Below are 11,760 nucleotides of genomic sequence, written 5' to 3' on the forward strand. Positions count from 1 at the left end.
AAGGGATAAACGCTGAAGGCATCTAAGCGTGAAGCCCCCCTCAAGATGAGATGTCCCATTCGTTAAGAAGTAAACCCCCTTGAAGACGACGAGGTAGATAGGGCAGAGGTGGAAGTGCAGTAATGCATGGAGCTGACTGTTACTAATAGGGTGAGGGCTTGACCAACAATCGCAAGGTTGAAGAATGATTCCATTCCATTAGGATGTAACATGTATGTAGTTTTGAAGGTGCAAACCTTTATTTGGCCCGGTGGCTCAGTTGGTTGGAGCGCCGCCCTGTCACGGCGGAGGTCGAGAGTTCGAGTCTCTTCCGGGTCGCTGTTGATGAAAATCAACACCAATTAAATATTGTGGGATCTTAGCTCAGCTGGGAGAGCATCTGCCTTACAAGCAGAGGGTCATAGGTTCGAGCCCTATAGGTCCCATATGGATGGATTCCCGAGTGGCCAAAGGGGACAGACTGTAAATCTGCTGGCGATGCCTTCGAAGGTTCGAATCCTTCTCCATCCATTTGATGAATATAATTCATCTGTTGTAGCCAGTGGTTACGCGCCGATGTGGCTCAATTGGCAGAGCAGCTGATTTGTAATCAGCAGGTTATCGGTTCGAGTCCGATCATCGGCTTTGGTTTCAAAAGAATATATCGCGGGATGGAGCAGTCTGGAAGCTCGTCGGGCTCATAACCCGAAGGTCATAGGTTCAAATCCTATTCCCGCTACTTATGCCCAGATAGCTCAGTTGGTAGAGCAGAGGACTGAAAATCCTCGTGTCGCTGGTTCGATTCCGGCTCTGGGCATTTTAAATGCCAAACATACAAATCGCATTTACAAGTTAATATGGAGCATTAGCTCAGTTGGTAGAGCACTTGACTTTTAATCAAGTTGTCCGGGGTTCGAATCCCCGATGCTTCACTTCATGAAATGCCGAAAGTCCTTGAAAAAGGGTTTTCGGTCTTTTTTTGTTTCAAAAGGTCACTTGCATAATAGAATGGAGTCAGGTACAATTATAAAAAGAAATAATAAGAACTGTGGGGGTTTTTATGAAAAAGATAATATGGGGAATTATGATTATTCTTCTATTTTGTTTTCCTGTCTCAGCTGAGGCAAAGACGTATTCTTTTAATGCTTCAGAGAAAGTAATAAAAACTGGAAGCAAAATGGAAATGCCGGTGTATTCTGGCAAAAAGAAAGTAAAAGCAGAACTTTTTAATGGGATATTACAGGTGAACAGATGATGCGACAATATATAGATTGGAAAGCAGATTATATTACAACAGAAGAAATTGCCTGGGCGACAATGAATATATAAAGAGCATGAGGATAAAAGAAATAAATATTTGGTAGATATATAACGAGCAAAATTCGCAGAGCGGGTTTTGCTCGTTATAATGTTGCAGGAGAATTACGGACGAACGATAGTTCCGGCGTTCTCCATAATTTCTACGATTTCGTACATATTGGTAACTCCGCCGACTGCAAGTTTTTCCTTCAGGCCATAGAAATCAAGGCAGGTACCGCAGGTGAGGATTTTTACGCCTTCGGCTTCCAGGGATTTCAGGTCTTCCAGGGAGTCGGAGCCTTCGCAGGTGAGGTAAGCACCAGAGTTATAGCAGAGAATGGTTTCTGGAAGCTGATCCTGCTTGGTAAGGGCAAAGATGAAGGATTTCATAAGGATTTTTCCAAGCTGTTCTTCACCATTTCCCATTGTGTTGGCAGAGAGGACAGCGACAAGTCCATGTTTCTTAGAATCCGGAGTGCAGGCTGGTTCATCAGATGAAGCGGCAGGTGAAGGCTGTACACTATTGGCTGGAATCTGGAAGGTTATGGCGAAGTCTTTCTCGGCTTTTTTCTCAGAGGAGACTGTGAAACCTTTGCTGTTGCCAAACTTGGTCAGGTTCTGAACTGCAATTTCGTTGTCAACCAGGACGGTAAGAGTGCCGCCTTGGGTCATTTCTTCAGATGCTTTCTTGGCATTTACAACTGGGAGTGGGCAAGCCATTCCTCTTGCGTCTACTGTTTTTGTTTCCATTAAAAATTCCTCCTATTACTTAGAGTCTGTTTGAAAAAATCATTCCTGTAATCTGCACGCCTCATTTTGCAGAAAGCCTTTTTCAAACATGCTCTAGTTTAAATTATACATTCATAAATTCCTTCAGGCTCCAGGTCTTGTTCGTGTAGCAGTTCCTCGAGAACTGGGCGGTTGTCAGGATCTGAGCACCAGGAAAGCCCGCAACTGGCAGAGATGCTTCTTGGAACTGGAATCAGTCTGCCGGGAGCACCGACTGCCTTACAGGACTTTTCCATGGCGATGGCATCGGTGGTGCAGTGAAATGTGATGATCAGGCGTTTTTCCTGGGAAATCATAAGGTACCTCCTGAGGGCGCAGCTATGTTTATTAAGTAGCTGGAGTGTGGGCTGCGCATATTTATGAATAGTGGTTTGTTGGTTTTAGTATAGCTTTATATGAGAGAATTTGCAAGTGTTGACAAAATACTACTACAAGTGTAGAATGAAATTAGTTACTGTTCCCAGGTAATATTTCGCGAATCGTGTTGCTGCGAATGGAGTGAACAGGAAACCAGATATTGTACATTGGTAATATGTGTAAAAGCGATAAATAAAGATATGGGGGAATTAGAATATGAAAAAAACGATTAACCGGCTTCCGGATTCGGAGCTGGATATTATGCTGGTTTTGTGGAAGTATGAGCCGCCTATGACCAGAATTGAGATTGAGCGTGTAGTGAATGAGAAAAAAGCTTTGGCACCCACTACCATTCTTTCCCTTCTTACCCGACTGGAGAAGAAGAATTTCGTTAAGGTGACCAAGCAGGGGAAGATGAACCTTTATACACCGCTGATTTCCCAGGAGGAATATCAGCAGAGTGAGAGCAAGAGTGTACTTGAGAAGCTGTATGGCAATTCTTTGAAGAAATTTGTGGCTTCTTTGTATCAGGGAAAGAAAATGAATCAGGAGGACATTAAGGAACTTCATGACTTTTTGCAGGAGTTGGAGGATAAAGACGAGAACTTATGACAGCAATAATGATTCAGATTCTGAAGATGAATGTTGCGGCAGCAGTGATGATCAGTGTGGCCATTGGGATAGGACATTTTACGAAAGAGAGATATTCATCTAAGTGGAAATATTGCATGTGGCTCATTATTATGGTTTTTCTGCTGGTGCCGATTGACTTTTCGGGAAAAAGTCTGGTGAAAATACAGGTTGGAAAGACGGCAGAAGAAAGCAGCCTGACAGGTAATGCGGAAGAGCCTGGAGTTGAGAAAGCTGTAGAACCAGCTGAGAAAATAAACGAAGCTGCAGCTAAGCTCCAGCTTGATTACGGTGCATTACCGCTGAATAATATTCTGAACGTAATGGGAATTATCTGGCTGTGTGGAATTGCATTTTTCGGATTTATGCGGGGAATGCGGTATTATTTTTCCCTGCATAAAATGGAGCGGTGGAGTTATCCTGCGGATAATGAGGAGATGCAGGAATTATATTTCAGAATCTGCAGGAAAAAGCATATTAAGAATCCACCCAGGCTGTTGGTGTGGGAGGGGCTGACTTCTCCTATGCTGGCAGGCCTTTGGAATCCTGGGCTTTATGTGCCAGAGAAAGCATTTTCACTGGAAGAACTGGAATTTATTTTTTCCCATGAGCTGTCACATTATATGAGACATGATCTGTGGTACAAAATGCTGATGCTTGTAGTTACTACGATCCACTGGTTTAATCCAGCGCTTTAATGGATGGAGAGGGAGGCAGAGAAGGATATTGAGAATCTCTGTGATGGAAAAATGGCGGCACATTATACCATGAAGGACCGGATGAAGTATGGTGAACTGCTGTTAAAGATTGCAGCAAGCCAGAACCATATTCCGTATATGTCTGTCGGTTTCAGTGATGGAAAAAGAGTGTTTAAGGATCGGATCTTGTATATGAAGAACCTTCGGAAGCTGAAGGAAAAGGTTTTTCCAGCGGTGATGCTGGGGGTGATCCTGGTAGGAACGCAGGCTTTTGTGGGAGTCTCTTTTGAGGCGGTACAGGCTGCGGCTGGGGGATTGGTAGAGTTTCAGCCGGACCGGAATGGAGAAAATTCTGTAGATATGATCGCAGGAAGTGATCTTGATGAAAATGAGCTGGCCAGATTAGAGAATGCCCGTGAAGCTGCCGGTCATGGACAGAATAATGGAAATGAAGCAGCAGAATTAAGTATTGAGCTGGAAGAAACCCAGAATGGAAGTACTGAAAATAACGAAAACAGTTCGTCTTTAGATGCAGCAGATGGAAACACAGACAGCAATGGCGGTGGTTCCTCGGATACAGAATCTGCGGAGACCAGAGGAATTACTTTGACGGATGAGCAGAAGACAGTATGGGCAACAGATGGCTCCTGGGCGAATTACATATATCGTGCCACAGATGGAAACTGGTATGATGGAAGCGGACGCCTTTATTATGAAAATGGCGGCGGCAGCTGGACACAGGCGTCAAGTGGAGAAGCAGCGACGGAAGATGCCCCAGAGACACCTTCTGAAGAGGCGATTTCTTCTGTGAATGTAACAGATGATTCCGGGTATAATTCCCAGACATTGTATGAAAGCGGAAGCGGGGAATGGATGAACAATGCTTCTGGAGTTTATACAGATAATGGGGATGGAACGTTCACAGGGCCGGACGGGACTTTGTGGTATGAAAATTGAGAAAAAGTCTCACTTGAATAATTTGGATCGTATCTTAGTTATTCAGGTGAGACTTTTTTGCGTTTTTGTAAGATTTAAAATTCTATCCGGCGTACCATACACAAACAGTGGAATGTGTAAATGCTGCTTGAAACTGAAATAAAACTTACTCTGTTGTCTTCAGCGTATCGTTAGTGATTTGCTCAGGGGCAGTGGTGGCTGATGAATCCTCAGTTATCGGATCTGTCTCTTCGGTAACTTCCTCAGCTGGCATCACCAGATAGCCATGGGAAACAGGCTCAATGGTCTGTTCCATTACTTTATGAAGCAGATCCAGGCCACCAGCGCCTTTGAAGGCACCGTAGAGGAAGTTGTTGGAGATTTCTTCCGTGATGGATTCCAGTCCTTCCATGATCATGCCTTTGCCCGGCGTTTCGTACCAGCGGATGAGGATTTCGTCTTCGGGAAGAAAGAAAATATTGATCTTTCTCCGCACGCATTCTTCAAGGAAAGTAAAGTCAAGCTTCAGGACAGCGGTGCCGTTTTCATCTGTGGTAAATTCTCCAGAGGCTGCAATCAGGTAGCTTTCTTCGTGGAGAGTAAGCCAGGATTCTTTGAACTTGCCAAGACCTACTGGAATATTGTGCCATTCTCCGGCTTCCAGGAAGTTTACAAAGAAATCCCCTTTTTCACAGGTGAAGGAAAGCTTTTGCACACCTTCCGTCATATTATTGTGGAAAACCTGGATAAACAATGGAAAAAGGCCTATGCTCTGTGGAGAAAGTTCGAAAACTTTGCCATTAAGCTGTCTGGTGAACTGGTTTGGATCTGGTGCAGGAAGTTCTTTTACATAATTCCAGGTGTTTGTCCGGGCGTTGGAACTGCGGCGAAGTCCGGACGGATTTTTTTTCCAGCCCCCTTTTCTGAGGGCAGGGAGAGTCTGGGGCGCGCGGGTGCCTTTTTCCAGCTCTGCAGTGAGGCGGTTCAGGAGGGAATGTGCGCATGGATTCTCAGGTAAAACGTCCGCAGGATGGAAATCCAGTGGAAAATGTTTGCGGATTATATTCAGCATGACACAATCCTGGAAAAGCTCATTGTTGCCGGCGTTGGTGACTACGACCATATTCATATCCGGGTAAACGATCACGTTCTGGCCGAGCATTCCGTTAAATTCAAAGCTTCCCGGGCGTGCTTCCATCCACAGCTGGTAACCATAGCCGAAAGTTCCTTCAATGCTTTCCTTGTGCTTAGCAGTGGAAACTTCCACCCAGAATTCAGGGATGATCTGTTCGCCGTTCCATTTGCCCTTCTGAAGATAAAGCTGACCAAGTTTTGCCATGTCCTCGGTGCAGAGGAAAAGTCCCCAGCCGCCTTTGGTAATGCCCTTCGGACATGTTTCCCAGAAATAGCGGGTAATTCCAAGGGGAGCGAAAAGCCGCGGCTCCAGGTATTCGGTGAGAGTCTGTCCGGTGCGTTCTGTCACAATGGCGGACAAAACGTAGGTATTCAGGCTGTTGTACAGGAAATTTTCCCCGGGGTTGCCGGTGATGGAAGAATTCATGTAGCTGGTAAGCCAGTCATTGCCGGAGACGATTCCAGACTCGTTGAAAGTGATACCGCTGGTCATTGTGAGAAGGTTCTCCACGGTGACTTTGGGGCGGAAAATCTTGGTGAAGGTGCCCAGGTTTTTCTGGAAAATATCGTAGATGTTTTCGTCCAGGGAGAGCTTGCCTTTCTCCACGAGAAGACCGATGGCCATGCCGGTAATGCTTTTGCACATGGAATGGGTTACATGCCAGATGCGGCTGCGGTATGGGGCAAAATTGGCCTCACAGATGACTTTGCCGTTCCGGAGGACCATAAAATGATGCATGTCTGTATAGTTGGAGGTGTCCAGATCCCGGAGCAGATCTGCCAGCATGTCAGAGGAGATACCCTGGCTTTCTGGCGTGGCGCGGGGAAATGGCTGCTCGTAAGGCTTGTCAAAGGGGAATTTTTGTTTCTGAGGAAAAAAATCCACGCGACTGGCGCCGTCGGTTTTTCCAAGAATAATGTTTGTGATCAGTTCTGCAACTGCAATCTGTTCTTTTGCCATAAGGTGCTCCTTTCTTTGTGGAAGCGGTAAAAGTTGATGTTAGGATTATTGTAGCAGTGGGGGACAAGCGTGTCAATAAGGGGGAAAATTGGGAAAAGTTTCTGGGCAATGGTGAAGGTGAGGGGCATTAAAAATTGGGAAAACAGAAAAAATAGTTCTATGGGTGCGATTGGCTGGCATACATATAAACTAGACCTGCACAATCATGGAAAGTGCGCTGGTGTTTACTGTAGTGTGTCCGTGTAAGCTGCAAAAGGCAGAAAAAGAGCCCAAGAAGGGACGCATAGACATGATGAGACAGCGGCAGTAACAGGCATTTTTGAGTATGGACAGGCATGCCAAAAAGGAGGACCTTTATGAAAGAATTGAAAAAATATTTCAGCAGAAAAAGTAATTTCAGTTTGAAAGAACGTTTCAATATGATGGTGACTTTGCTGACCTGTTTTTTCACAGGAGTGCTGGGGGAAAATGGGAAGGCTTTGCAGAGAGTAAAGGGACTGGAATGTGGACAGGCTGGGACTATAAGAGGATGGCTGGCGGCTCTGATCGGCTGGAGAGTAAGCGGATACAGAGTTGGCGAAGTGGCTGGAAAAATTATGCCGGGAAAATTTTTACAGAGAAATGTGATGGAAAAAATGCATGTGCAGGGTGCTGGACAGGCTTTCGTGGATAGAGCGGGGCTGCGCGGAAAAAGAGGAAACCGGATACGGGATGTTTCACATGAGAAAGAACGGCCCTGCATGGGGCGAAGCGTGTGCAGAGGCAGTCCGGAATGGGAAGCTGTGAAATGTAGCTTTTGTTGTTAATTGAATTTGTCAGGTACAATAAGTGTGAAGCTGGCAAACTATAAATATCCTTATCAGATATTTAAGTTTGCACCAGATGAACTATAGTCTGGCGCTAGGCGAGGGTTGAAAATTATTTTCCAAAGTTAATCGTAATCGGGCAGATTTCGCTGTCGGTGCCCACTCTCATGCTCGGGCCCCAGATTCCGGCTCCGGATGTGACGATATTGTGCAGATTACCTTTTTGAAGGTAGCCACAGGAATTTTCCCAGAATAGATGGATGATGAGATTTCCGGGGAAAATCTGGCCGTCATGGGTGTGACCGCAAAGATCAAGGTCAACACCGGCAGCAGCGGTTTCTTCCAGCTCTTTTGGCTGATGATCAATAAAAATAATTGGCTTGCTCTGGTCCAGAGAACTTGTGAGCTGGGCTGGAGTTTGTCGGGAGCCTTCTACTTTTTCACAGCGGGAGGCGTCCCGGCGGCCGACGATGTAAAATTTGTTGTCGATCAGAACTGATTTATCGTCTAGCAGGTGGATGCCTGCGTCTGTAAGAAATTCTTCCATTCTGGGATCGTTGTAATCCTCTTTTTTTCCATTAAAGGTGAAGCCTGCAAGAATTGGCTCGTTGAGGTCGTGGTTGCCCCAGCAGGCGTAAACGCCGTATTTGGATTTTATCCCCTTCAGGAGTTTCTTTAACTCATCTGGCCTGGAAATGGCGTCGTATTCGTTGTCGAAAATATCTCCGGCGATACAGACCACATCTGCGTTTTCTGCGTTGATCTTTTTCACAATCCGTCTGGCCTGGGCGGTTCCCATGCTGTAGCCAAAATGGGTGTCAGCCAGAAGAACAACCTTCAGTGAATCCATACCGTCCACTGTTTTTGCAACAGTTACCTCATAAGGTGTGGTCTTCACATGAGAGACGTGAAGGATTCCGTAGACACTGAGGCTGATGATCAGTATGGTACAGATCAGGCCGGTGATCACGAAGGTGCTGCGCTGTCCGATAAAAGGGGTGTGGAATACGTATTTCAAAATCAGGCGGCCAAGGTCAACAACGGCAATTACCATAAGAATATAAAGAAAAGTGCCAAGAAAATAGTTGCCGATATGCTTCAAAATGCGGTGTAGTGCAGCGGGCTTTTTGATCAGGAAGCCGGTGATCAGGGCAGTTGCTAATATTATGTAAACTCCTACAAAGGTAATGCGGAATGTCATTGTCTGGAAAAGTCTGTGGCAGGCGCCCATCCAGCGGATCATCCAATTTACTACGTAGACGTTGATCAGGATGTACAGGGGCGCGAGGAATAGTGCGGCCATAGAAAACCTCCTTTTTGATAATAAACAATGGCTACAGTATACTACGGTTAATAAGTTTTTGCAATTGGACATATAATAGGGAGAAAAGGTTGCTGGGACGTGTCGTTTATTGGAATGGATGTGGGAGATAAGCGGCAGCGGCGGGAGTGTTGTATGAGAAAAGGGTTTCGGAGATTTGGAACTTCGGGCTTTTTTATTCCGTTTATTTTATTATTGCCTTATGTGTGTACAATTGTTTTGAATGGGCCGGATAAAGCACTTTTGCTGCATTCGCCGGGGGTGGAGGAGCTGGTTCCGCTGGTACTTGTGGCGCAGCTGAAAGGGGATTATGAGGATGAGACGGTAAAGGCGCAGGCGGTGATTGCCAGGTCGGAGGTGTACAGGCGGTTGGGGGCAGGGGAGAGTGAAGGGGAAATTTTAAATGAGATAAGTGAAGAGAATACGGAAGGAAGGGCAAGTGAAGAAATTACAATGATATCAGAAAACAAGACTGCGTTACGGGAGCGAGTAGAGAAAGTAAATGCTGGCAGGACGTTTTGGCCGGGAGATAGAACTGCTTTTTGTGGGAAAATCGGTTTTGGGAAGCTGTTGGGGATGGCGGATAAATTACAGCAATATGGCGTCGCGGCGGAGGCAACGGCGGGACAGGTGCTTACTTATAATGGAGAGCTGAAGCTGGTTCCTTATCATGAGGTTAGCAGCGGCAAAACCAGGGATGGGGAAGAGGTTTTTCACAGTGCGGAATACGCTTATCTGAAATCTGTGGACAGCAGTCAGGACAAAGAGTCACCTGCTTATGTAAACAGTACATATGTGGCTGCCAGCCAGCTTCCTGCTAAGCTGGTGATTAAAAAAAGGGACAGTGCAGGTTATATTACAGCGTTGACAGCGGATGGAAGCTGGATCGAGGGGGAGACTTTCCGTCAGGGAATGCATTTGGCGTCGGCTGATTTTTCCGTACAGAAGGTGGGAAAAATGGTGCGGTTTTTGTGCAAAGGGAAAGGGAATGGGCTGGGCTTTTCCCAGTATGGGGGGAATGAGATGGCGAAGGAAGGGGGCAGATGGGAAGAAATTCTGGCGGCCTATTTCCCGGAGATGGAGGTCACGGAGGTGGAGAGTCTGAAATGAGGAACAATGCATTGATGTATTATTGAGATTGGAAAAAATAGAAAAGCTGCTGTTTATTATGTTTATAGTAATGCAGTTTGTGTTTGGGTGCTAATGGAATTCTAGGTTTTGTGAGTGACAGTAAATATAAATTACTTTTATTATAAAACTTTTATGAAAACCCTTGCAATTTTCGAAAAAAGTGTTATAGTTATCACATACTTGATTACATAGTAATGAAAACTACATAATCAAGTATGAAAAACAAATACGAAGAAGTATTTGGAGAAAGCAGATAAATCATAAATGCTTTCAGCAGGAAAATGGTATTTAGGAAATGTTTTCGGAGATTTTGCAGGAGGTGCGATCATGAAGTTTAAATTAAAAGATCCGGGAAGTGCGATTACACATGGGATTGCGTTTCTTTTGGCAGCAGTTGGCGCGGCGCCTTTGTTGATCCGGTCATCTGTGTGGAGCGATCATATTCATATTGTGGCGCTGAGCGTTTTTATTCTTACTATGATGCTGCTTTATGCGGCAAGTACCCTTTATCATTCGGTTGATTCTACGGCGAAGGTGAACCGCAGGCTGAAGAAGCTGGATCATATGATGATCTTTGTTATGATCGCTGGAAGCTATACGCCGGTTTGCCTGATCGTGCTTCACAATAAGATTGGCTATGCTCTTTGTGCACTTGTGTGGGCGACGGCCATTCTGGGAATTGTGTTTAAGGCATTCTGGGTGACTTGCCCGAAATGGATTTCGTCGGTGCTGTATATTGGAATGGGCTGGCTGTGCGTGCTGGCATTTGTCCCTATTATCCATGCGCTGCCGAAGGCAGGATTTGGCTGGCTGCTGGCTGGAGGAATTATTTATACCATTGGGGGCGTGATTTATGCGCTGAAGCTTCCAATTTTCAATGCAAAGCATAAGAACTTTGGATCACATGAGATTTTCCATGTATTTATCATGCTGGGAAGTTTGTGTCATTTTATTGTGATGTATTGTTTTGTGGCGAGGATGCCGATTTGATGAGGGAGCTTAAATAGAATATTGCAGAAAGTTTTTTACTTTTAGCATAAGAAGAAACTATTGGTGTGGGAAAACACAAATATTAAGATACAATTTGGTTTATTAGAAAATGGGAAATTGATTACTAGACGGAATTAAGCAGAGGAGGCCGCAGCGTGAAGCTGTGACCTCCTTTTAAAACTTCATTAAGGCTAATTTTTTTGCCCGTGTTAATTGCTTGATGGCGTATTCACGGCTCATGGCTTCTTCTTTGGTGGCGTAGCCTTCGTAGTAGACCAGGGTGACCGGGCGTTTGGTTTTGGTGTATTTGGCGCCGTTTTTGCCGCTGTTGTGGGCTTTCAGGCGCTTTTCCAGACAGTTTGTCCATCCGGTGTAAAGGGTGCCGTCGGCACACTGGACGATGTAGGTGTAGTTCATGGGACTCCTTTTTCTGAATGTAAAATTTATATTGGGGAAGAAAAATTTTAAATGGTGAAACTATTACATAATGTAAGCAACATTTGTTTTTATTGATTTTGGGATAAAATTAATGTCTATGTAAAGGAGTATTGTCATGCTGTTCACGGGCAGACAATGCTCCTTATTTTTATAAAAAGCAATCGGTAAGCTGGTATATTATTTGCAGTCCGAAGGAAGGCTAAAGTGTGAGGAGGATTATCATGACAGTTTACGGTTCCTTAGCTGCCTTAGAGGACTGGAAAAAAAGCAGGTAGGAGATTGGCACCGACT

12 protein-coding genes, 7 tRNA genes and 1 rRNA gene are annotated in these 11,760 nt (G+C 45.2%); 15 read left to right on the forward strand and 5 right to left on the reverse strand.

Translation table 11 applies throughout. The features are described from left to right. From ACTQ50_RS14225 to ACTQ50_RS14265, 9 genes are all read left to right on the forward strand, one after another. Positions 1 to 166: ribosomal RNA gene (locus ACTQ50_RS14225) — 23S ribosomal RNA — on the forward strand; the annotation flags it as partial. Positions 167 to 244: 78 nt separating this feature from the next. Beyond that, positions 245 to 318, forward strand: a tRNA-Asp gene (locus ACTQ50_RS14230). A gap of 34 nt (positions 319 to 352) precedes the next feature. Beyond that, positions 353 to 425 (forward strand) — tRNA-Val (locus ACTQ50_RS14235). Positions 426 to 428: 3 nt separating this feature from the next. Further along, positions 429 to 510: transfer RNA gene (locus ACTQ50_RS14240), tRNA-Tyr, on the forward strand. Between the two features lie 41 nt (positions 511 to 551). Further along, positions 552 to 624, forward strand: a tRNA-Thr gene (locus tag ACTQ50_RS14245). A 20-nt stretch (positions 625 to 644) separates the two neighbouring features. Continuing rightward, positions 645 to 718, forward strand: a tRNA-Met gene (locus ACTQ50_RS14250). Positions 719 to 723: 5 nt separating this feature from the next. Continuing rightward, a tRNA-Phe gene (locus ACTQ50_RS14255) sits at positions 724 to 796 on the forward strand. Between the two features lie 42 nt (positions 797 to 838). Next, positions 839 to 911 (forward strand) — tRNA-Lys (locus ACTQ50_RS14260). A 128-nt stretch (positions 912 to 1,039) separates the two neighbouring features. Further along, the gene (locus tag ACTQ50_RS14265) at positions 1,040 to 1,234 is read left to right on the forward strand and encodes a hypothetical protein (protein WP_441484741.1); all 195 of its coding nucleotides are present in this window, start codon (positions 1,040 to 1,042) and stop codon (positions 1,232 to 1,234) included. A 167-nt stretch (positions 1,235 to 1,401) separates the two neighbouring features. Here the strand turns inward: ACTQ50_RS14265 and yedF are convergent, their stop codons facing one another. Further along, positions 1,402 to 2,028: a sulfurtransferase-like selenium metabolism protein YedF gene (gene yedF, locus ACTQ50_RS14270; RefSeq protein ID WP_441484742.1), complete on the reverse strand. Its 627-nt coding sequence runs from the start codon at positions 2,026 to 2,028 to the stop codon at positions 1,402 to 1,404. A gap of 98 nt (positions 2,029 to 2,126) precedes the next feature. Then, the gene (locus ACTQ50_RS14275; protein WP_226822647.1) at positions 2,127 to 2,363 is read right to left on the reverse strand and encodes a DUF3343 domain-containing protein; all 237 of its coding nucleotides are present in this window, start codon (positions 2,361 to 2,363) and stop codon (positions 2,127 to 2,129) included. Positions 2,364 to 2,640: 277 nt separating this feature from the next. Between ACTQ50_RS14275 and ACTQ50_RS14280 the strand changes: the two genes are divergently transcribed. The 3 genes from ACTQ50_RS14280 to ACTQ50_RS14290 are packed head-to-tail and all read left to right on the forward strand — an operon-like array spanning position 2,641 to position 4,709. Further along, positions 2,641 to 3,036 carry a BlaI/MecI/CopY family transcriptional regulator gene (locus tag ACTQ50_RS14280; RefSeq protein ID WP_441484743.1) on the forward strand — a complete coding sequence of 132 codons (396 nt, stop codon included), beginning with the start codon at positions 2,641 to 2,643 and terminating at the stop codon, positions 3,034 to 3,036. Further along, the gene (locus ACTQ50_RS14285; RefSeq protein ID WP_441484744.1) at positions 3,033 to 3,752 is read left to right on the forward strand and encodes a M56 family metallopeptidase; all 720 of its coding nucleotides are present in this window, start codon (positions 3,033 to 3,035) and stop codon (positions 3,750 to 3,752) included. The genes ACTQ50_RS14280 and ACTQ50_RS14285 overlap by 4 nt, the downstream gene beginning before the upstream one ends. 3 nt (positions 3,753 to 3,755) lie before the next feature. Beyond that, positions 3,756 to 4,709: a hypothetical protein gene (locus ACTQ50_RS14290; RefSeq protein ID WP_441484745.1), complete on the forward strand. Its 954-nt coding sequence runs from the start codon at positions 3,756 to 3,758 to the stop codon at positions 4,707 to 4,709. A 145-nt stretch (positions 4,710 to 4,854) separates the two neighbouring features. On the opposite strand, the gene ACTQ50_RS14295 is transcribed toward ACTQ50_RS14290, so the two are convergent. Continuing rightward, complete coding sequence (locus tag ACTQ50_RS14295) at positions 4,855 to 6,783, reverse strand: serine hydrolase domain-containing protein (RefSeq protein ID WP_441484746.1); 1,929 nt, start codon at positions 6,781 to 6,783, stop codon at positions 4,855 to 4,857. 356 nt (positions 6,784 to 7,139) lie between these two features. On the opposite strand from ACTQ50_RS14295, the gene ACTQ50_RS14300 reads away from it, so the two are divergent. Beyond that, positions 7,140 to 7,589: a hypothetical protein gene (locus ACTQ50_RS14300; RefSeq protein ID WP_441484747.1), complete on the forward strand. Its 450-nt coding sequence runs from the start codon at positions 7,140 to 7,142 to the stop codon at positions 7,587 to 7,589. Between the two features lie 112 nt (positions 7,590 to 7,701). Here the strand turns inward: ACTQ50_RS14300 and ACTQ50_RS14305 are convergent, their stop codons facing one another. Then, the gene (locus ACTQ50_RS14305; protein WP_441484748.1) at positions 7,702 to 8,892 is read right to left on the reverse strand and encodes a metallophosphoesterase; all 1,191 of its coding nucleotides are present in this window, start codon (positions 8,890 to 8,892) and stop codon (positions 7,702 to 7,704) included. A gap of 153 nt (positions 8,893 to 9,045) precedes the next feature. Between ACTQ50_RS14305 and ACTQ50_RS14310 the strand changes: the two genes are divergently transcribed. Together ACTQ50_RS14310 and trhA are read left to right on the forward strand one after the other, a co-directional pair. Continuing rightward, positions 9,046 to 10,020 (forward strand): SpoIID/LytB domain-containing protein, encoded by a 975-nt coding sequence (locus ACTQ50_RS14310; protein ID WP_441484749.1) that lies wholly within the window; start codon positions 9,046 to 9,048, stop codon positions 10,018 to 10,020. A 348-nt stretch (positions 10,021 to 10,368) separates the two neighbouring features. Next, positions 10,369 to 11,031, forward strand: a complete 663-nt coding sequence (gene trhA / locus ACTQ50_RS14315) for a PAQR family membrane homeostasis protein TrhA (RefSeq protein WP_441484750.1) — start codon at positions 10,369 to 10,371, stop codon at positions 11,029 to 11,031. A 174-nt stretch (positions 11,032 to 11,205) separates the two neighbouring features. On the opposite strand, the gene ACTQ50_RS14320 is transcribed toward trhA, so the two are convergent. After that, entirely contained in the window at positions 11,206 to 11,448 is a 243-nt protein-coding gene (locus tag ACTQ50_RS14320; RefSeq protein WP_441484751.1) for a GIY-YIG nuclease family protein, read from the reverse strand. Positions 11,449 to 11,760 lie beyond the last annotated feature (312 nt).

The organism is Blautia sp. Sow4_E7, from assembly GCF_052116245.1.
Lineage (GTDB): Bacteria > Bacillota > Clostridia > Lachnospirales > Lachnospiraceae > Blautia_A.

Bases quoted from the DNA above. Each gene is read 5' to 3' on its own strand.
- ACTQ50_RS14265 (WP_441484741.1), top strand. From the start codon at position 1,040: ATGAAAAAGATAATATGGGGAATTATGATTATTCTTCTATTTTGTTTT.
- yedF (WP_441484742.1), bottom strand. From the start codon at position 2,028: ATGGAAACAAAAACAGTAGACGCAAGAGGAATGGCTTGCCCACTCCCA.
- ACTQ50_RS14275 (WP_226822647.1), bottom strand. From the start codon at position 2,363: ATGATTTCCCAGGAAAAACGCCTGATCATCACATTTCACTGCACCACC.
- ACTQ50_RS14280 (WP_441484743.1), top strand. From the start codon at position 2,641: ATGAAAAAAACGATTAACCGGCTTCCGGATTCGGAGCTGGATATTATG.
- ACTQ50_RS14285 (WP_441484744.1), top strand. From the start codon at position 3,033: ATGACAGCAATAATGATTCAGATTCTGAAGATGAATGTTGCGGCAGCA.
- ACTQ50_RS14290 (WP_441484745.1), top strand. From the start codon at position 3,756: ATGGAGAGGGAGGCAGAGAAGGATATTGAGAATCTCTGTGATGGAAAA.
- ACTQ50_RS14295 (WP_441484746.1), bottom strand. From the start codon at position 6,783: ATGGCAAAAGAACAGATTGCAGTTGCAGAACTGATCACAAACATTATT.
- ACTQ50_RS14300 (WP_441484747.1), top strand. From the start codon at position 7,140: ATGAAAGAATTGAAAAAATATTTCAGCAGAAAAAGTAATTTCAGTTTG.
- ACTQ50_RS14305 (WP_441484748.1), bottom strand. From the start codon at position 8,892: ATGGCCGCACTATTCCTCGCGCCCCTGTACATCCTGATCAACGTCTAC.
- ACTQ50_RS14310 (WP_441484749.1), top strand. From the start codon at position 9,046: ATGAGAAAAGGGTTTCGGAGATTTGGAACTTCGGGCTTTTTTATTCCG.
- trhA (WP_441484750.1), top strand. From the start codon at position 10,369: ATGAAGTTTAAATTAAAAGATCCGGGAAGTGCGATTACACATGGGATT.
- ACTQ50_RS14320 (WP_441484751.1), bottom strand. From the start codon at position 11,448: ATGAACTACACCTACATCGTCCAGTGTGCCGACGGCACCCTTTACACC.